Raw genomic sequence first — 18,769 nt, forward strand, 5'->3', positions numbered from 1 at the left:
GGCGGCCGGTCACCGCCCCCTGGGGAGGCCGAGGACGCGCTCGGCCAGGATGGTCCGCTGGATCTGCGAGGTGCCCGCGGCGATGGTGTACGACAGCGAGGACAGCCGGTCCAGCGTCCAGGCGTGGCCGAGGTCGAGGGCGCCGTCGCCGAGGACATCGGCCGCCGCGTCGTACAGCTCCTGCCGGGCGTGGGAGTAGCGCAGCTTGAAGACGGAGCCGCCGGTGCCCGGGATGCCGCCCGTGCGCTGCGCCTCGCTGACGTTCCACTGGGTGAGCCGCCACAGGGCGCCGAACTCCGCGCTGAGGCGGCCGAGCCTGCGGCGCAGCGCGGGGTCGTCCCAGCGGCCGTTGGCGCGGGCCTCGCGGGCGAGTCCGGCCAGGACGCGGCGGCAGGCCACGACCTCCCCCACGAAGGCGGTGCCGCGTTCGTAGGACAGGGTCACCATCGTCACGCGCCAGCCGTCGTCCTCGGCGCCGACGCGCTGCTCCACGGGGACGCGCACCTCGTCGAGGAACACCTCGGCGAACTCCGTGGAGCCCGCCAGGGTCCGCAGGGGCCGGACCGTCACTCCGGGGGAGCGCATGTCCAGGGCGAGCCAGGTGATGCCGTGGTGCTTGGGCACGCCGTCGCTCACGGGGGTGGTCCGCACCAGCAGTTCGCACCAGTCGGCGACCTCCGCGTGGGACGTCCAGATCTTGGACCCGGTCACTACGTAGTGGTCGCCGTCCCTGTGGGCGCGGGTGCGCAGGGAGGCGAGGTCGGAACCGGCGTCCGGTTCGCTGAAGCCCTGGCACCACACCTCGTCGCCGCGCAGCACCGGCGGCAGCCAGCGGGCGCGCTGCGCGGGTGTCCCTTCGGAGGCGATGGTCGGCCCGGCGTGCAGCAGGCCCACGAAGTTCGCCCCTACGTAGGGGGCGCCCGCCTTCTCCGTCTCCTCCAGGAAGATCAGGTGCTGGGTGGGCGTCGCGCCCTGGCCGCCCGCGTCGACGGGCCAGTGCAGGCCCGCGTACCCGGCGTCGTACAGCCTGCGCTGCCACCCGGTGTCATAGGCGCGCCTGCCCGGCCAGTCCAGCGGGTCGGGGCGCGGGGGAGGCCGGGCAGGGTCCGGGCGAGCCAGTCGCGCAGGCGGGCCCGGAAGTCCTCTTCCTCTTCGGTGTACGTGAGGTCCACGGCCGCCCCTCGCCAGGAAGCTGACGGTGTGTCAGGAGGCAGGTTAGCCCCGCGGTACTGGACCGGCAAGGTGCGGCGCCCTACGCTCCGCGTACGACCTGACGAGCCGTCAGTTTCCGTCGCCGCCTGGCGAACCGCCGACTGAGGGGGCCGCAGTGAACGACGCCGTACGTGATCGTGGGGAGGGTGGTGCGGGGGTGTCCGGGGGCGTGCCTGGGGGTGGCGAGGCCCGCGTCCTGGAGGGCAGTGCCACCTTCTGGGAGCTGGTCGAGCGCCGCGCCGCGCTCAGTCCCGACGCCCCCGCCCTGATCCAGGCCGCCCCCGACCCCGCCGACGACCGCACCCTCACCTTCGGCGGCCTCAAGGCCCGCTGCGAGCGCGTCGCCGCGGGCCTGTACGGGAGGGGGGTGCGGCCCGGCACGGTCGTCGCCTGGCAGCTGCCCACGCGCATCGAGACGGCCGTGCTCTCCCTCGCGCTCGCCCGCCTCGGCGCCGTGCAGTCCCCGGTGATCCCCCTCTACCGCGACCGCGAAGTCGGCCACGTGCTGCGCGCCTCCGGAGCGGAGCACTTCGCGGTGCCCGGCACCTGGCGCGGCCACGACCACACGGCCATGGCCGCGCGGCTCGGTGCGCGCGGCGTCTTCACCGCGTACGACACCCTCCCCGAGGGCGACCCCGGCGTGCTGCCCCCGCCGCCCTCCGACGGCCGCGCGGTGCGCTGGATCTACTGGACGTCCGGTACGACCGCCGACCCCAAGGGCGTCCTGCACACCGACCGCTCGCTGATCGCGGGCGGCGCCTGCCTGGCCCACGCGCTGCGCCTGACGCCCGCCGACGTCGGCTCGATGGCCTTCCCGTACGCCCACATCGCGGGCCCCGACTACACGGTGATGCTGCTCCTGTACGGCTTCCCCGCCGTCCTGTTCGAGCACTTCGCGCTGCCGGACGCGCTCGACGGGTACCGGCGCCACGGGGTGACCGTCGCGGGCGGGTCCACCGCGTTCTACGCGATGTTCCTGGCCGAGCAGCGCAAGGAACCCGGCCGGAAGCTGATCCCCACCCTCCGCCTCCTCGCGGGCGGCGGCGCCCCCAAGCCGCCGGAGATCTACCACGCCGTCGTACGCGAGCTGGGGTGCCAGCTCACCCATGGGTACGGCATGACCGAGGTCCCCATGATCACCATGGGCGATCCCGACGACACGGCGGAGAACCTGGCCACTACGGAGGGGCGGCCGCCCGCGGGCATGGAGGTGCGGGTCATCGAGCTTGGGGGCTCCTCGGGGGTGGGGTCTCCGGAGAAGGGGGTTGCTTCGGGGGAGGGGGGTCCTTCGGGGAGGGGGGTCCTTCGGGCGGGGTGCCGTCTTCGGAGAGGGAGTGGTCTCTGGGGGAGAGGTGTCTTCGGAGGGGCCGGTGTCTTCGGAGGGACGGGTGCCTCTGGGGACGCAGGTGTCTTCGGAGGGGCCGGTGTCTTCGGGGAGGCAGGTGCCCCCGGGGGTCGATGGTGAGATCCGGCTGCGCGGTGAGGCCGTCTGCCGCGGCTACCTCGACCCCGACGCGACCCGCGCCGCCTTCGACGCCGACGGGTTCCTGCGCACCGGGGACCTGGGGCACGTCCTGCCCTCCGGGCACCTGGTGCTCACCGGCCGCGCCAAGGACGTCATCATCCGCAAGGGCGAGAACATCTCCGCGAAGGAGATCGAGGACCTGCTGCACACCCATCCGGCGGTCGGTGACGTCGCGGTGATCGGGCTGCCGGACCCCGAGCGCGGGGAACTGGTCTGCGCGGTGGTCGAACCCGCCGTCGGCGGGGACGCCCTCACCCTCGCCGACGTCACCGCCCACCTCCGCGCGGCGGGCCTCGCACCCCACAAGGTGCCGGAACGGCTGGAGCTGACGGCGGCGCTCCCTCGCGGCGCCGCGCTCCGCAAGGTCAACAAGGGTGCCCTGCGCTCCCGCTACGCTCCTTCGCCGCGCGGCAGGAAACGGTGACGCCCCACCGCGGGCCCCGTGCGGGGTTGCCCCTGACGCCACCGCCCCGCCGCGGGCCCCGTGCGGGGTTGCCCCTGACGCCACCGCCCCGCCGCTGCGCGGCGGCTTCCCGCCCACCCGCCCGGTTCTGCCTCGTGGCGTGCCGCCCTCCTGCCTGTGGTCCCGCTGCGGTGGGCACCCCTGGCGCCACCGCCCCGCCGCTGCGCGGCGGCTTCCCACCCACCCGCCCGTGACTGCCTGGTGGCGTGCCCCTCCTGCTGCCTGGGGGCCCCGTGCGGGGTTGCCCCTGGCGCCACCGCCCCGCCGCTGCGCGGCGGCTTCCCACCCGCCCGCCCGGAACTGTCCAGCGGCGAGTCCCCCACCCCGGCCATGGCTCGCTTGTGGCGTCGTCGTGCGGCGGCTTCCCGCCCGTCTGCCCGCACTCGCCAACGGTGATCAAGCCGTATGAGGGGCGTTCACGTTTCGGGAGGGCGGTGACGGGTGGGCGGGTGGGAAAGGTCGAGGTCCGCGTGCCCGCGCTCGTCAGCGGTGGGCGGGGCCCACGAGGGGCGCCTGGGTGCGCGAAGGCGACGGGTGGGCGGGTGGGTGGGGTGGAGAAGGCCCGCGTACCGGCGTGCGCCGCCGGTGGTTCAGGTCCGCGGGGAGCGGTCGCGCCCTGCGGGGGCGGTGACGGGTGGGCGGGTGGGAGGGGAGATCCGCTGGGAGGGGGCCGCGGCTATCGGAGGGGGCGGTGCGCCCCGCGTGCCGGGGTGCGCCGCTTCGTGCATCGGTGCGCGGCGACTGCGCGGTAGGGGTAAAACGGGCATACTTCGCATAGCTTCAGGCGGGTGTTGACGTGGCGTACCCGTCTGATCACGCTGGGGGCAGCGATTCGCCGCGAGGGGACGTCGAGGGGTGGAGGAGCCCGTGGCCCGGTCCTTGGCGAGGTGTGGATCGCGATTCGGCGTAGCGCTCCTTCAGGGCGATCAGGGGGGTGGGGCTCGTACGCCGGAGCCGGTTGGCGGCGCGCGGATTCGTGCTCGGGGCGGGCACCGGCGCGCCGTCACCCGAAGCTCCGCCGAGCCTCCCAGGCCCCGCGCCCCGCCGGACCTCGTACACAGATGGATCCCGTACGCAGCTGGATCCCGTACGCAGCCGGACCCCGCACCCCGCCGGACCCGGCACTCCGCCGGACCCCGCACTCCGCCGACACCGAGTCCAGCCCAGTACCGTACGCCCGCCCCCAGCCAGCAGCCCGCCCCGCCGGGCACCCCCTCCCCCCGGCCCCCAAGGTCGCCGCGCGCCCCCGCCTCAGAGCACGGCCACCGGCGCCACCGGCGCCCCCGTCGCCCCCACGAACGGCTCCGGCGTCGCCGACAGCAGGAAGTCGTAGCGGCCCTCTTCTCCACAGGCTGTGGACAGTTCCTCCAGGTTCCAGTTCTGGCCCTGGGGCAGGCCCATTTCCACGAGGTGGAGGGCGTGGACCGGGAGCCACAGGTTCTCGATCTCCGGGGGGATGACTTCGAAGGTCAGGGTGTCGTTGGCGACGGCGGCGGCGTCGCGGGCGTGGAACCACTCGGGGGTGCGGTACGAGAGGCCCGGCGACGGATGGCCGTACGCGGCGCGGTCGCCCGCCAGGTACGCGCGGACCTGGCCGGTGCGGACCAGGACGACGTCGCCGGGGCCGACCGTCACGCCCCCGAAGGCCTCGGCGGCCAGGAGGTCCTCGGGCGTCACCGCGTACCCGCCGGGCAGCCGGTCCGCGCCCCGGGCGCGGGCCACGTCGAGGAGGACGCCGCGCGCGACGACGTGCGGGACCTTGTCGGCGCCGCCGAAGCGCGCGCCCGCGTGGGCGGTGATCGTGGTGGCGGGGCGGCCGTTGTAGATCCGGCCGCCGTGCGAGACGTGCGCGAGGGCGTCCCAGTGCGTGGCCGCCTGGAGGCCGAAGGTCACGGTGTCGTCGCTGGTGGCGACCGTGCCGGGGCCGAAGGGCTCGTGGTTGATCCGGGTCATGGTGTGCAGGGGGTTGACGCGGCCGGGGACGAGGCCGGTCTGGACGCCGTCCGCCCGGAGCGGCAGCGCGAGGGGGACGCGGCGGCCCGTGCGGACCCGGGCCGCGGCCGCGGCCACCGCGGCGTCGGTGATCAGGTTCAGCGTGCCCAGCTCGTCGTCCGGACCCCAACGCCCCCAGTTGTTCACGCGCTTGGCGATCGCGTGGAACTCGGGCGGCAGGGCGCTCGGCGGCGCGGGCGACGCCGGGGGCAAGGGTGACGGGGCTGACATCGGGCCTCCCTGGGGGTTGCCCCGCCCGGTCCGGCGGGCCATAAAATCTAACGGACCGTCAGAAACCGTGGAAGGGGCCGGTGTGGGGAACTTCCTGGCAGGCAAGGCCGTCGCCGTGACCGGCGCCGGACGCGGCATCGGCCGGGCCGTCGCGCTCGCCGCCGCGGCCGACGGCGCCCGTGTCGTCGTCAACGACTACGGCGTCTCCGTCGCGGGCGCCGAGCCCAGCAGCGAGGTCGCCGCCGCCGTCGTCACGGAGATCGAGGCCGCGGGCGGCGAGGCCGTCGCCGTCGCCGACGACGTCTCCACGATGGCGGGCGGCCAGCGGGTCGTCGACGCCGCGCTCTCGGCGTACGGAAGGCTCGACGGGGTGGTGTGCGTCGCCGGGATCCTGCGCGAGCGCATGCTGTTCAACATGTCCGAGGACGAGTGGGACCCCGTCCTCGCCACGCACCTCAAGGGCACCTTCACCGTCTTCCGCGCCGCCTCCGCCGTGATGCGCGCGCAGCGCTCCGGCACCCTGGTCGGCTTCACCAGCGGCAACCACCAGGGCTCGGTCTCCCAGGCCAACTACAGCGCCGCCAAGGGAGGCGTCATCTCCCTGGTGCGCAGCGCCGCCCTCGGCCTGCACAAGTACGGCGTCACCGCCAACGCCGTCGCCCCCGTGGCCCGTACGAGGATGTCCGCGGGCGTCCCCACGGAGCTGACGGAGATCGGCGAACCGGAGGACGTCGCGGCGTTCGTCGTCTATCTGCTCAGCGACCGCGCCCGCGAACAGGGCGTCACCGGGCAGGTCTACACGGTCGCCGGACCCAAGATCGCGGTGTGGGCGCAGCCGCGCGAGCTGCGCGCCGCGTACGCCGAGGGGCGGCCCTGGACGCCCCGGCGGATCGCCGACGCCCTGCCCGGGACCGTCGGCACCGACCCGATGCCGATGCTGGCCCGCCTGGAGGAGATGGCCCGGGCCGCCGCGGCGGGGGAGCGCCCCAACGCTTCCGGTGCCCCTGGCGTCCCCGGCGACGCCTCCGGCGCCCCCGGCGCCCCCGGCGGCGGAGCCGCGACCGGCGGCCCCGGCGCCCGCCCCCACGCCTAGGCCCCGCCGTGGACTTCGCATTCGGCGCGGACGACGAGGCCTTCCGCGAGCGGGCGCGGGACTGGCTCGCCGAGCACCTCACCGGCGAGTTCGCCGCCGCCGCGGGGCACGGCGGCCCCGGCGGCGAACACGAGCGGGTCGCCGTACGGCGCGCCTGGGAGCGGGAGTTGGGGCGCGGCGGCTGGATCGGCATCGGCTGGGACTGCCCCGACGGCGCCTACGGCAACCGCGCGGCCACGCTCACCCAGCAGGTCGTCTGGGCCGAGGAGTACGCGCGCGCCCGGGCGCCCGGCCGCTGCGGGCACATCGGCGAGAACCTGCTCGCGCCCACCCTCCTCGCCCACGGCAGCCAGGCGCAGCGCGACGAGTTCCTGCCGCCCATCGCGCGCGGCGAGACCCTGTGGTGCCAGGGGTACAGCGAGCCCGGCGCCGGATCGGACCTGGCGGGGGTGCGCACCAGCGCCGTACGCGACGGGGACACGTACCGCGTCACCGGCCAGAAGACCTGGACCTCGCTCGCGCGCGACGCCCACTGGTGCTTCGTGCTCGCCCGCACCGAACCGGCCGCACCGGGGGCCGCGCGCCACCACGGCCTGTCCTTCCTGCTGCTGCCCATGGATCAGCCGGGCCGGATCGAGGTGCGCCCCATCCGGCAGCTCACCGGCACCAGCGAGTTCAACGAGGTCTTCTTCGACGGCGCCCGCGCCCGCGCCGCCCACGTCGTCGGCGGGCCGGGCAACGGCTGGCGGGTCGCGATGGGCCTGCTCGGCTTCGAGCGCGGCGTGTCCACCCTCGCCCAGCAGATCGGCTTCGCCGCCGAACTGGCCGACGTCGTCCGCGAGGCGCTGCGCACCGGCGCCGCCGACGACCCCGTGCTGCGCGAGCGGCTCACCCGGCAGTGGGCCGAGCTGCGCGTGATGCGCTGGAACGCGCTGCGCACCCTCGGCGGCCGCCCAGGCCCTGGCGCGCCCAGCGTCGCCAAGCTGCTGTGGGGCGGCTGGCACCAGCGGCTCGGGGAGCTGGCCCTGAGCGTGCGCGGCGCGCTCGCCGCCGTCGGCCCCGGCGACTGGTCCAAGGACGCTCCGTACGAACTCGACGCCGCCCAGCGCCTGTTCCTGTTCTCCCGCGCGGACACGATCTACGGCGGCTCGGACGAGATCCAGCGGAACATCATCGCCGAGCGGGTGCTCGGCCTGCCGAGAGAGGCCCGGGGGCCTCGGTGAGGGGTGCGCGATGCGCGGTGTGGTGTGGGAGGGGCAGGGGGCCGACCAGAGGGCAGACGGCGTCTCGGTCGTCGATGACCTGGAGGTACGGGATCCGGGGCCCGGCGAGGTCCTGGTGGCCGTCGCCGCGGCGGGCCTGTGCCACAGCGACCTGTCCGTGATCGACGGGACGATCCCCTTCCCCGCGCCGGTCGTCCTCGGGCACGAGGGCGCGGGAGTGGTGGAGGCCGTGGGCGCCGGGGTCACGCACGTGTGCGCCGGGGACCACGTGGCGCTGTCCACGATCGCCAACTGCGGGGCGTGCGACGCCTGCCACCGGGGGCGGCCCACCCTGTGCCGACGGTCCATCGGCGCGCCGCGGCAGCCGTTCTCGCGGGGCGGGGAGCCGGTGTACCAGTTCGCCGCCACCTCCGTGTTCGCCGAGCGCACCGTCGTCAAGGGCGTGCAGGCCGTGCGGATTCCCAAGGAGATCCCGTTCCCCTCCGCCGCGCTCATCGGCTGCGGGGTGGTGACCGGCGTCGGCGCCGTCCTCAACCGCGCCCGGGTCGGGCTCGGCGACCGCGTCGTCGTCATCGGCGCCGGGGGATCGGGCTCAACGTCCTCCAGGGGGCGCGGCTCGCCGGTGCCGGGGTGGTCGTCGCCGTGGACGCCAACCCCGCCAAGGAGGTGATCGCCCGGCGGTTCGGCGCCACGCACTTCCTGCCGGGGGTGGAAGGGGTGCGGGACGTGCTCCCCGGGGGCGCGGACCACGTCTTCGAGTGCGTGGGGCGGGTGGAGCTGGTGCGGGCGGCCGTCGACCTCCTCGACCGGGGCGGGCAGGCCGTCCTCCTCGGAGTGCCGCCCGCCGCGGCGGAGGCCTCGATCGTCGTGTCCTCGCTCTTCCTGGACAAGGCGGTGCTCGGCTGCCGGTACGGCTCCGCTCGGCCGCAGCGGGACGTCGCGCTGTACGCGGATCTGTATCTGGAGGGGCGGTTGATGCTGGATGAGTTGGTCACGCGGACGTACGGGGTGGGGGAGTTCGAGGCGGCGCGGGCCGCCGTGGAGGGGGGTGCGGTGGCCCGGGGGGTGCTGGTCTTCTGACCCTTCCCCCACCCACCCGCCCTTTCCCGCCGGGGCGCCCGGCACCCCCTGTCCGGCGCTGCGCGCCTCGCCCTCAATCGCCGGGCGGGCTTTGTCCTCCCCACCCGCCCGCCCTTACTGGGGCTGCGCCCCTTTCCCCCCTTCGTTGGCGCTGCGCGCCTCGCCCTCAAACGCCGGGCGGGCTCTGTCTTCCCCCACCCGCCCGCCCTTTCTGGGGCTGCGCCCCTTTCCCCCCTCCGTTGGCGCTGCGCGCCTCGCCCTCAATCGCCGGGCAGGCTCTGTCCTCCCCGCCCGCCCTCTCCGGGGCGGGTGCTGCAACGCCTCTAGCCCGCCCGGCGTTTGAGGGCGAGCGCGTCAGCGCGATGGACGGAGCCCGTCCGGCGATTGAGGACGAGGCGCGGAGCGCCGATGTGCGGCGGGGTGCCAGGGGCGGCAGCCCCTGGTTCGGGAAGGGGCGGGCCTGGGGCGTCCCACGAGGGCCCACCCCCGGCCACCCCCGCCAGCCGCCCCCATCCCCCAGGAGCCCCCATGCCCCGTACCGAAACCGTCCTGCGCACCACCCACGGCGCCACGACCTGGATCACCCTCAACCGCCCCGAGTCCCTGAACGCCCTCACCCCGGAGCAACGGGACCGCGTCATCGCCCTGTTGGAGGAGGCGAGCGCGGACCCGGCCGTGCGGGCGGTGGTGATCACGGCCACCGGCCGGGGGTTCTGCGCGGGCGCGGACCTCAGGACGGCGGCGCCCGCCGCGAGGCCCCCCGCCCCCGGCGACATCGCCCGCACCCTCCGCCGGGGCGCCCAGCGCCTGACCGCCGCCGTCCTGGACTGCGAGAAACCGGTCATCGCGGCGGTCAACGGCGCCGCCGCAGGCCTCGGCGCCCACCTCGCCCTCGCCTGCGACCTGGTGCTCGCGGCGGAGTCGGCGACGTTCGTCGAGGTGTTCGCGCGCCGCGCGCTGGTGCCGGACGGCGGCGGGGCGTACCTGCTGGCCCGGCTCGTGGGACCCCAGCGGGCGAAGGAGCTGATGTTCTTCGGCGACGCCCTGCCCGCCGCGGAGGCGGCCCGCCTCGGCCTGGTCAACCGCGTCGTACCGGACGCAGAGCTGGAGGAGACCGCCCGCGCCTGGGCGGACCGCATCGCCGCCGGACCCACCCGCGCCCTGGCCCTGACCAAGCAACTCGTCAACGCCTCCCTGGACTCCGACCGCGCCACCGCCTTCGCCGCAGAGGCCGCCGCCCAGGAGATCAACATGGCGACGGCGGACGCCCGCGAGGGCGTCGCGAGCTTCGTGGAGCGCCGCACGCCGTCGTACGAGGGCCGCTGAGCGCTCCCAACCGCCCCTCTGCCCTTCACATCTGACGGTGTGTCAGCTTCACTGGGTGGTGTGATGGGACACGCAGGGATGGCGGCCACCGTCGTCCGATACCTCAGGTCCGTGGGGGCGCCGACCACCGCCTCGCGGGAACCGGCGCCCGTCGACCCGCTCCCGCGCCCCCGGCTGCGCGCCGTCCGCGAGGACGAGCGCGCCCCGGTCGACGCGGGCGAGTTCCGCCGCGTCCTCGGGCACTTCGCCACAGGCGTGACCGTGGTGACCGCGCCCGCGCCGCCCGGGGGCGACGGCGGGCCCGCCGGTTTCGCCTGCCAGTCCTTCGCGTCGCTGTCCCTCGACCCGCCGCTGGTGTCGTTCATGGTGGCGCGTACGTCGACGACCTGGCCCCGCATCGCCCGCGCGGGCGTCTTCTGCGTGAACGTGCTCGGCGCGGCACAGGGGGAGCTGTGCCGCGCCTTCGCCGTCAGCGGCGCCGACAAGTTCGCGGGCGTCGCCCACGACGCGGCCCCCGCCACCGGCTCCCCGCGCCTGGCGGGCGTACCCGCGTGGATCGACTGCGTGATCCACGCGGTGCACACCGGCGGCGACCACCTGATCGTGGTGGGCCGGGTGGCGGCGCTCGGCGCGGTGGCGGGACAGGCGCCGCCGCTGCTGTTCCACCGGGGGCGGTTCGGGGGGTTCACGGAAGGGGCGTGACGCGGGGCCTCAGGCGAGCAGCTCCGCGTCCCGTACGTTCCGGCGGATCACCAGCGACATCAGCGCCGCCGCCGCGCACAGCGCGCCCGACGCGTACCAGACCACGTCGTACGACCCGAACGCGTCCCGCGCCACTCCGCCGAGGAAGGCGACGACGGCCGCGCCGACCTGGTGCGAGGCGAGCACCCAGCCGAAGACGATCGCGCTGTCCGCGCCGTAGTGCTCGCGGCACAGGGCGAGCGTCGGCGGGACCGTGGCGACCCAGTCGAGGCCGTAGAAGACGACGAAGAACACCATCGGCACGTGCACGTTCGGCGCGAGCAGCAGCGGCAGGAAGAGCAGCGACACGCCGCGCAGCGCGTAGTACACGGCGAGCAGGCGGCGCGCCTCGAAGCGGTCGGTGAGCCAGCCGGAGGCGATCGTGCCGATGACGTCGAAGACGCCGATCACCGCGAGCAGGGAGGCGGCGGCGGTGACCGGCATGCCGTGGTCGTGGGCGGACGGCACGAAGTGGGTGCGGATCAAACCGTTCGTGGAGGCGCCGCAGATCGCGAAGGTGCCCGCGAGCAGCCAGAACGGCCCGGTCCTCGCCGCGTCGAACAGTACCCGCAGGGTGCGCGCGGCGGCGCCCCGCGTCGGTTCCGGCTTCGGCGTGAACTGCCCGCCGTACGGGGCGAGTCCGACGTCCGCCGGGTGGTCGCGCAGCAGCAGCCAGACGAAGGGCACGACGACGAGCGCGGCGAGCGCGACCGTCACGGACGCGGGCCGCCACCCGTGCTCGTCGACGATCCACGCGCACAGCGGCAGGAACACCAGCTGCCCGGAGGCGCCCGCCGCCGTGAGGATGCCGGTGACCAGGCCGCGCCGTGCCACGAACCACCGGTTGGTGACCGTGGCGGAGAACGCCAGCGCCATCGAGCCGGTGCCGAGGCCGACGAGCAGGCCCCAGTAGAGCATCAGCTGCCAGCTCGCCGTCATCCATACGCTGAGCAGCGCGCCCGCCGCGACCAGGCTGAGCGCGGCCACCACGACCTTGCGGATGCCGAACCGGTCCATGAGCGCCGCGGCGAACGGCGCGGTGAGCCCGTACAGCGCCATGTCGATGGACACGGCGAACCCGATCTCGCCCCGCGACCAGCCGAATTCGTCGTGCAGCGGGTCGATGAGGAGACCGGGCAGGGAGTTGAAGGCGGCGCCGCCGATGATCGTCACGAAGGTGACGGCGGCGACGAGCCAGGCGCGGTGGATCCGAGGACCCCGGCGCGGCACTGCCCCGGTCGCCGTCGCCTCACCGCTCGTGGCCGTCTCACCGCTCGTGGCCGTCTCACCGGTCGTGGCCGTCTCACCGGTCGGGGTCCCGCTGGTCTTCCTTGTCTTCGTTGGCTCGCTCACGTCAGACAGCATCCGGACGCCGATCACCGCGAGCGAGTGGCCGGAGGGACATGGTTCGCTAGGATCGGGCCATGGGCGCTCCAGGTACGGCGGGTACGGCGGGCACGGCGGGTGCGACGGGTACGGCGGGTGGCACGGAGGGCGCCGCGGGCGCTGCGGGTGCCGTCCCGCACCGCGTCGTCGTCCTCGTCATGGACGGCGTCATCCCCTTCGAGCTGGGCATCCCCCAGCGGATCTTCGGTCGCGCCCGGGACGCGGCGGGGCGGCGCCTGTACGAGGTGGTGACCTGCTCGGTGCGGCCGCCGGGCCCGGTGCGCACCAACGCGGACTTCGCGGTCCTGGTGGAGAACGGGCCGGAGGCGCTCGCGACGGCGGACACGGTCGTGGTGCCCGCCTCGTACGAGCTGGGCCCGGTCTTCGAGGAGGGCCGCCTCACCGACGAGCTGGCCGCGGCCCTCGCCCACGTCCGGCCCGGCACGCGCCTGGTGTCCATCTGCACCGGCGGGTACGTGCTCGCCGCCGCGGGCTACCTCGACGGGCGGCCCGCGACCACGCACTGGGCGCACGCCGAGCACTTCCAGGAGCTGTTCCCGAGCGTGCGGGTGGACGCGGACGTGCTGTTCATCGACGACGGGGACGTGCTGACCTCGGCGGGGGTCGCGGCCGGGATCGACCTGTGCCTGCACGTGGTGCGCCGGGACCACGGCGCCGCCGTCGTCAACGAGGTCGCCCGCTCCACCGTCGTACCGCCGCACCGGGACGGCGGGCAGGCCCAGTACATCCAGCGGCCCGTGCCCGAGCCGCAGCTCGCCACCACGACCACCGCCCGTGCCTGGGCCCTCGGCCGCCTGCACGAGCCGATCCAGCTCCGCGACATGGCCGAGCAGGAGTCGATGTCCGTACGCACCTTCACGCGCCGCTTCCGCGAGGAGGTCGGCGTCAGCCCCGGCCAGTGGCTCACCCGGCAGCGCGTGGAGCGGGTCCGGCACCTGCTGGAGACCAGTGACCTGTCCGTCGACCAGATCGCCCGGGAGGCCGGGTTCGGCACGGCCCAGTCCCTGCGGGCGCACCTCCAGGCGGCGCTCGGGGTGACGCCCACGGCCTACCGGCGGACGTTCCGGGAGGTGGGCGCGGGCCACTGACCCCTCGCGGGAGCGCCCCAGACCCGCCCCTTCCCGAACCAGGGGCCGCCGCCCCTGGGACCCCGCAGGGCGGGACGGGGCGCACGCCACGTCCACTACCGTGGTCGCCTGGCTCTTCGGAAGGGGGATCGGCGTGGGCGCGACGGCCAACGACCCGTACTCACCGCACACTTACCGTGACCTACGCGATCTCGCGGGCGCCTGCGCGGACCTGGCCGAAGCCGGTGGACACCGGGTACGAGCCGACGTCCGCGACCAGGAAGTCGTCATCCGCGGGACGCACGCGACCCGCTGGCGCGGCCGTATCCTCGCCACGCTCGCCCGCCGGATCGAGAACCAGGACCAGCGCGCGGTGACGATGGTGGGGGCCTGGGTCGAGCACCCTGAGCACAGGCTGTGCCGCACTGCCGACCTCCTGGCCGTCACAGGGGAAGCTTGGGCCGTCACACGGGGGGCCCGGGCCGAGCAGCCCGACGACCACGCTGTCTTCGCCCCGGATGTGTCCGTCGCCGTCGAGGTCGTACCCCCGTCGGGCCCCGGCAGCGACCACGTCACCAAGCTCCGCGACTACCCGCGCATGGGCGTCCCGGTCTGCGTCGTCGTCGACCCGCGTGACGGCACGGTCACCGTGCACTCCGGCCCCGGCACCGCCAGCGGTGAGCCCCGGTACGCGGGCACCCCGCAGCGCTACGCGTTCGGCGACACCGTGCCCATGGGGCCGTGGAGCGTGGACACCGCCAACTTCCCCCGGTACAAGTAGCCGCGCCATGTACCAGCGGCTCTGCGGCTTGGCCGAGGACATCGAGGCGAGGATCGCGGGGCGTGGCGGCCGGGTGCGGGCCGACATCCGGGACGGGAAGATCCACGTTCACCCGGTGAGCCCGTCCACCTGGCGCGCCACGGCCGTCACGGAGATCGGCTTCCAGATCCGGCGCCAGGACGTCGGCGCTGTCGTCTCCGTCACGAGCCGCGTGCACCACCCGGGCCTCGGCCTGTGCCGGACCGCGGACCTGCTCGTCCTCCCCAGGGAGGCGGTCGACCGGCAGGGCGGGGACTTCGCCTTCTTCGCTCCGGACGTGTCCGTGGCCGTCGAGGTCGTACCCCCGTCCGGCCCCGGCAGCGACCACGTCACCAAGCTTCGCGACTATCCGCGCATGGGCGTCCCGGTCTGCGTCGTCGTCGACCCGCGTGACGGCACGGTCACCGTGCACTCCGGCCCCGGCACCGCCAGCGGTGAGCCCCGGTACGCGGGCACCCCGCAGCGCTACGCGTTCGGCGACACCGTGCCCGTGGGGCCGTGGCGCATCGACACCGCCGCGTTCCCCGGCGTGGGTGATCAGCCGCAGCGGGCCAGCGCGTCCAGCGCCACCGCTCCCTGGCCGCGGGCGAGGACCATCAGCGGGTTGATGTCCAACTCGGCCAGGCTGTCGCCGAGTTCGAGGGCCATCCGCTGCACGCGGAGCACCACCTCCACCAGCGCGTCCAGGTCGGAGGGAGGGGCGCCGCGGACCCCGTCCAGGAGGGCGCGGCCCCGCAGCGAGTCCAGGGCGGCGCGGGCCTGGTCCTCACCGAACGGCGGCACGGCCACCGCCGTGTCCCGCAGGACCTCCACGAGGACGCCGCCGATGCCGACGGTCACGGTCGGGCCGAACAGGTCGTCCTGGGTGACGCCGACGACCATCTCCACGCCCCGCTCCACCATCTGGCAGACGAGCACGCCGTCGAGGTCCACGCCCTCGTAGCGGGCGATGTCGGTGAGGTCGCGGTAGGCGTCGCGGACCTGACTCGCGGAGGTCAACCCGACCTTGACCAGGCCGAGTTCGGTCTTGTGGGCGATGCGCGCGCCGGAGGCCTTCATGACGACGGGGTAGCCGACGAGCCCGGCGGCGCGCACGGCCGCCGCCGCGCTGGTGACGAGCTGCTCGCGCGGCACGCGGATGCCGTACGCGCGCAGCAGCTGCTTCGCGGCGTGCTCGCTGAGGAGTTCCCCGGGCCGCAGCAGCGCCCGCGCCTTGCGGGAGGAGGGGGAGGGGGTGCGGGGCGCCTCGTCGAAGGGGGAGCGGTAGGACGCGGTGAAGCGGTGGTGGTCCAGATAGGCCCGTACCGCCGTGACGCAGTTGGCGAACGTACGGAAGGTGGCGACGCGGGAGGAGCCGAGGAGGGTGGAGCGGTAGGCGTCCTCCGTGCCGACGGGGGAGCCCCACACCACGCAGACCAGTTTGTCCGTGCGCTCGGCCGCGTCCACCAGGTCACGCGCCAGCTTGTCGCTCAGGGGCGGGAACGGGCCGGTGATGGGGCAGACGAGGACGCCGATGGACGGGTCGTCGAGCAGCGCGTCGATGATCTTCGGGCCGCGCCAGTCGCCGACGGGGTGGCCGCCGTTGTCGACCGGGTTGGCGACGTTCAGGTAGTGCGGGATCCACTCGTGCAGCTCGGCCTGCTTGGCGTCCGAGAGGGTGGGCAGCCTCAGGCCCGCGCGGGTGGCGAGGTCGGCGAAGTGGGCGCCGGTGCCGCCGGAGATGGAGTACACGGCGATGCCGTCGGCGCGCGGCGGCCGGGCGCGCGCCAGCAGCGTCGCGGTGTCCTGGAGCTCGTCGAGCCCGTCGACGCGGACCACCCCGAACTGCCGCATCGCCGCGTCCACGACCGCGTCCGCGCCGGTCAGCTTCCCGGTGTGGGACGCGGCGGTGCGCGCCCCGGCCTCGGTGCGGCCCACCTTGACCGCGACCACCGGCACGCCGCGCCGCGCGGCCCGGTCGGCGGCCAGCAGGAAGGCCCGGCCGTCCTTGAGGCCCTCCACGTACGCGGCGATCGCGCCGACCTCGGGCTGTTCGGCGAAGTACGAGAGGAAGTCGGCGGTCTCCAGGTCGGCCTCGTTGCCGGTGGGCGCCCAGTGGGACAGGCGTACGCCGAGTTCCTGGAGCGTGAACAGGGGGCGCCCCTGGTGGCCGGACTGGGTGATGAGCGCGATGGCGGGACCGGTCAGGTCGTCGCGGAACGTCTCGAAGGCGTTGAGGTTGGTGTTCGGGCCGAGCAGCCTGAGGCCCGAGCGGGCGCAGGCGGCGGCGAGCCGCTCCTGCGCGGCGGCCCCCGACTCGCCGGTCTCGGCGAACCCGGACGCGAACGCGACCGCGAACTTCGCCTTCGCGTCCGCGAGTTCCTCGATGACGGGCAGCGGATCCTTGACGAGGAGGACGGCGACGTCGACGGGTCCTTCGAGGTCGCCGACCGAGGGCACGCAGCGGCGCCCGAACACGGTCGCGCGGGTGGGGTGCACGGGGTGCAGGCGCGCCCCGATCCGCTCGGCCCAGGTGACGAGCTGCCGGGTGACGCCGGTGTTGGGGCGCCCCTCGGCGTCCGACGCGCCGACGACGGCGACGGACTCGGGGCGGAAGAAGCGGTCGAGGTCGGGGACGTCGGCGTGCAGCGGCCGACCGCTCACGTCCCGCTCGCCCGCCGCGGCGGGGCGCCCGTGGACGGTGGTGGCGGGGAAGCTGCCGCAGGCCACGGCGCGTGCGCGGCGGGGGTCGGAGGTGAAGGTGCCGTATGTCGATCCAAGCATCGGTCCGCCCGCTCCTGTGTGACAGTAACTTAGCTGACGCATAGTCAGATTACTGAACTGACACCGTGTCAGGAATGGGGTGTGCGTCGCGATCGCGGGACGCGTGTGCCGGGCGGGGCGGCCCGGCGGGGCCCCGGGGCCCGGTGCGGCCGGTCGGTCTGGTGGGCCCGGTCGGTCTGGTGGGGCCGGTGGGTCTGGTGGGCCTGGTCGGTCTGGATGGGTCCGGTGGCCCGCGTGGGCCCGGTGGCCCCCGTGGGCCCCGTGTGCGTGCCCCCTTCACCGAACCGCAGAATCCGGGGGTTGCCAAGACGGCCTGCCGCCAACTGGCTGGTTCTGCCCGGCTGTTCTGCCCGGATGTTCGGCCCCCGCCGCCCCGCCCCGCCGCTACGCTCGGTCACTAGGCCCGGCCCGTACGGGCCACCCGCGCCCGGGACCTGGCCACGGCCGCCGCGATCCGCTGCGCGTCCCTGGCCAGTTCGCGCAGCGTCCCGCTGAGCGGGGTGGTGAACCCGGTGAAGTACAGGCCGGGCGCGCCCGGCGCGGTGCGCGGCCCGTGCGCCAGCGGCAGGCCCCGGTCGTCGAGGACGCCGAGGTGGCCGAGGAGCGGCTCCAGGGCGCGGCGGTAGCCGGTCGCGGCGATGACCGCCTCCGGGCCGACGCGGCTGCCGTCGGCGAGGACCACCTTGCCGCCCTCGAAGGAGACGACGGCCGCGACGGGTTCGACGCGCCCGGTGCGTACGGCGTCGATCAGCCCCACGTCCTGTACGGGGATCGCGCCCTGGCGGGCCCGCGTGTACACGCCCGCGTCGGGGCGCGGCAGCCCCCACGCGGACAGGTCGGGCACGCTGACGCGGGCGATCACCCGGCCGAGCCGGTCCACCACCGGCACGGGGAGCCTGCGGCACAGGATGCCGGACCGCTGCGCGGGCCACCCGGCGGTGGAGCGGCGCACGATGTGCGGGGCGGTGCGCACGGCGAGGCGCACGCGGGCGGCGCCGCCCTCGGCGAGGTCGACGGCGATCTCGGCGCCGGTGTTGCCGACGCCGACGACGAGGACGTCCTTGTTCGCGTACGGGGCCGGGTCGCGGTAGGCGGACGCGTGCAGGAGGTCGCCCTCGTAGCCGTCGCGGCCGGGCCAGTCGGGCAGGTGGGGGTGTGGTTGTAGCCGGTGGCGACGACGACGGCGGAGCCGGTCAGCTCCCGGCCGCCGGTGGCGCGCAGGAGCCAGCCGCCGTCGCCTTCGGCGCGGTCCAGGCGGGTCACCTCCACGCCGGTGACGACGTCCAACTGGTGGTACTCGGCGTACTTCTCCAGGTAGCGGACCACGTCGTCCCGCGCCACCCAGCGCCCGAAGGAGCGCGGCATCTTCAGGCCCGGCAGGGCGGAGAGGCGGCGCGTGGTGTGCAGGTGGAGCCGGTCGTAGTGGCGGCGCCAGGAGTCGCCGACGCGGTCGGTCCTCTCCAGGACGACGGCGCGTACGCCGCGGGCGCCGAGGGCGGCGGCGACGGCCAGGCCGCCGGGGCCGCCGCCGATGACGTACACCGGGGGTCGGGGTGGGGGGTGCCCGGGTGGGGCCGGTCGGTTCTTTGCGGGAGCGGAAGGTTCGAGTCGGCCATGACGGGAGGGTAGCCAGGGCGTCACTTGATGGGTGACGGTCAAGTCGGAAACCGGTTGCGGATTGATCACGTTGCGCGGCGGGGTGGTGCGCGGTGGGGCGCGGTAAGGCGGGTCGGTGGGGTTGCGGGGCGGGGCCGGTTGGGGTGAACTGATGGGGCGTCAGGTGGTGGCCTCGCGGGGCGCCCCAGGCCCGCCCCTTCTCCGGAACC

9 protein-coding genes and 5 pseudogenes are annotated in these 18,769 nt (G+C 75.2%); 9 read left to right on the top strand and 5 right to left on the bottom strand.

Annotation, left to right across the window (positions count from 1 at the left end; translation table 11 throughout):
- Nucleotides 1-9: 9 nt before the first annotated feature.
- Nucleotides 10-1,172: pseudogene (locus ACOBQU_RS21740) on the bottom strand (acyl-CoA dehydrogenase family protein).
- Between the two features lie 209 nt (nucleotides 1,173-1,381).
- Between ACOBQU_RS21740 and ACOBQU_RS21745 the strand changes: the two are divergent.
- Nucleotides 1,382-3,161, top strand: a pseudogene (locus tag ACOBQU_RS21745) (class I adenylate-forming enzyme family protein).
- Between the two features lie 1,290 nt (nucleotides 3,162-4,451).
- Here ACOBQU_RS21745 and ACOBQU_RS21750 read toward each other — a convergent pair.
- Complete coding sequence (locus ACOBQU_RS21750) at nucleotides 4,452-5,423, bottom strand: cyclase family protein (RefSeq protein ID WP_423628987.1); 972 nt, start codon at nucleotides 5,421-5,423, stop codon at nucleotides 4,452-4,454.
- A gap of 82 nt (nucleotides 5,424-5,505) precedes the next feature.
- Here ACOBQU_RS21750 and ACOBQU_RS21755 point away from each other — a divergent pair, with 82 nt between their 5' ends.
- The 5 genes and pseudogenes from ACOBQU_RS21755 (at nucleotide 5,506) to ACOBQU_RS21775 (ending at nucleotide 10,847) form a co-directional block, all read left to right on the top strand.
- On the top strand, nucleotides 5,506-6,516 hold the full coding sequence (locus ACOBQU_RS21755) for an SDR family oxidoreductase (protein ID WP_423628988.1): 1,011 nt from the start codon (nucleotides 5,506-5,508) through the stop codon (nucleotides 6,514-6,516).
- A gap of 8 nt (nucleotides 6,517-6,524) precedes the next feature.
- Nucleotides 6,525-7,739: an acyl-CoA dehydrogenase family protein gene (locus ACOBQU_RS21760; RefSeq protein ID WP_423628989.1), complete on the top strand. Its 1,215-nt coding sequence runs from the start codon at nucleotides 6,525-6,527 to the stop codon at nucleotides 7,737-7,739.
- A 10-nt stretch (nucleotides 7,740-7,749) separates the two neighbouring features.
- Nucleotides 7,750-8,819 (top strand): annotated as a pseudogene (locus ACOBQU_RS21765) (alcohol dehydrogenase catalytic domain-containing protein).
- 528 nt (nucleotides 8,820-9,347) lie between these two features.
- Nucleotides 9,348-10,145: an enoyl-CoA hydratase/isomerase family protein gene (locus tag ACOBQU_RS21770; protein ID WP_423628990.1), complete on the top strand. Its 798-nt coding sequence runs from the start codon at nucleotides 9,348-9,350 to the stop codon at nucleotides 10,143-10,145.
- A 63-nt stretch (nucleotides 10,146-10,208) separates the two neighbouring features.
- Complete coding sequence (locus tag ACOBQU_RS21775; protein WP_423628991.1) at nucleotides 10,209-10,847, top strand: flavin reductase family protein; 639 nt, start codon at nucleotides 10,209-10,211, stop codon at nucleotides 10,845-10,847.
- 9 nt (nucleotides 10,848-10,856) lie between these two features.
- Here the strand turns inward: ACOBQU_RS21775 and ACOBQU_RS21780 are convergent, their stop codons facing one another.
- Nucleotides 10,857-12,116, bottom strand: a complete 1,260-nt coding sequence (locus ACOBQU_RS21780) for an MFS transporter (RefSeq protein ID WP_423634629.1) — start codon at nucleotides 12,114-12,116, stop codon at nucleotides 10,857-10,859.
- Between the two features lie 314 nt (nucleotides 12,117-12,430).
- On the opposite strand from ACOBQU_RS21780, the gene ACOBQU_RS21785 reads away from it, so the two are divergent.
- The 3 genes and pseudogenes from ACOBQU_RS21785 to ACOBQU_RS21795 form a co-directional block, all read left to right on the top strand.
- On the top strand, nucleotides 12,431-13,381 hold the full coding sequence (locus ACOBQU_RS21785) for a GlxA family transcriptional regulator (protein ID WP_423634631.1): 951 nt from the start codon (nucleotides 12,431-12,433) through the stop codon (nucleotides 13,379-13,381).
- 133 nt (nucleotides 13,382-13,514) lie between these two features.
- Nucleotides 13,515-14,141 (top strand): Uma2 family endonuclease, encoded by a 627-nt coding sequence (locus tag ACOBQU_RS21790; RefSeq protein ID WP_423628992.1) that lies wholly within the window; start codon nucleotides 13,515-13,517, stop codon nucleotides 14,139-14,141.
- Nucleotides 14,142-14,148: 7 nt separating this feature from the next.
- Nucleotides 14,149-14,556 (top strand): annotated as a pseudogene (locus tag ACOBQU_RS21795) (Uma2 family endonuclease); the annotation flags it as partial.
- A gap of 161 nt (nucleotides 14,557-14,717) precedes the next feature.
- On the opposite strand, the gene ACOBQU_RS21800 reads toward ACOBQU_RS21795, so the two are convergent.
- Together ACOBQU_RS21800 and ACOBQU_RS21805 are read right to left on the bottom strand one after the other, a co-directional pair.
- Complete coding sequence (locus ACOBQU_RS21800; RefSeq protein ID WP_423628993.1) at nucleotides 14,718-16,943, bottom strand: acetate--CoA ligase family protein; 2,226 nt, start codon at nucleotides 16,941-16,943, stop codon at nucleotides 14,718-14,720.
- Nucleotides 16,944-17,340: 397 nt separating this feature from the next.
- A pseudogene (locus ACOBQU_RS21805) lies at nucleotides 17,341-18,485 on the bottom strand (flavin-containing monooxygenase).
- Between the last annotated feature and the right edge of the window lie 284 nt (nucleotides 18,486-18,769).

The sequence above is a fragment of the Streptomyces sp. G45 genome (assembly GCF_049542095.1).
In the GTDB taxonomy this organism is placed as follows: Bacteria; Actinomycetota; Actinomycetes; order Streptomycetales; family Streptomycetaceae; genus Streptomyces.

Excerpts from the sequence above, each read along its gene's own strand:
- ACOBQU_RS21770 (WP_423628990.1), top strand. The coding sequence starts at position 9,348 with ATGCCCCGTACCGAAACCGTCCTGCGCACCACCCACGGCGCCACGACC.
- ACOBQU_RS21785 (WP_423634631.1), top strand. The coding sequence starts at position 12,431 with ATGGACGGCGTCATCCCCTTCGAGCTGGGCATCCCCCAGCGGATCTTC.
- ACOBQU_RS21800 (WP_423628993.1), bottom strand. The coding sequence starts at position 16,943 with ATGCTTGGATCGACATACGGCACCTTCACCTCCGACCCCCGCCGCGCA.
- ACOBQU_RS21775 (WP_423628991.1), top strand. The coding sequence starts at position 10,209 with ATGGGACACGCAGGGATGGCGGCCACCGTCGTCCGATACCTCAGGTCC.
- ACOBQU_RS21750 (WP_423628987.1), bottom strand. The coding sequence starts at position 5,423 with ATGTCAGCCCCGTCACCCTTGCCCCCGGCGTCGCCCGCGCCGCCGAGC.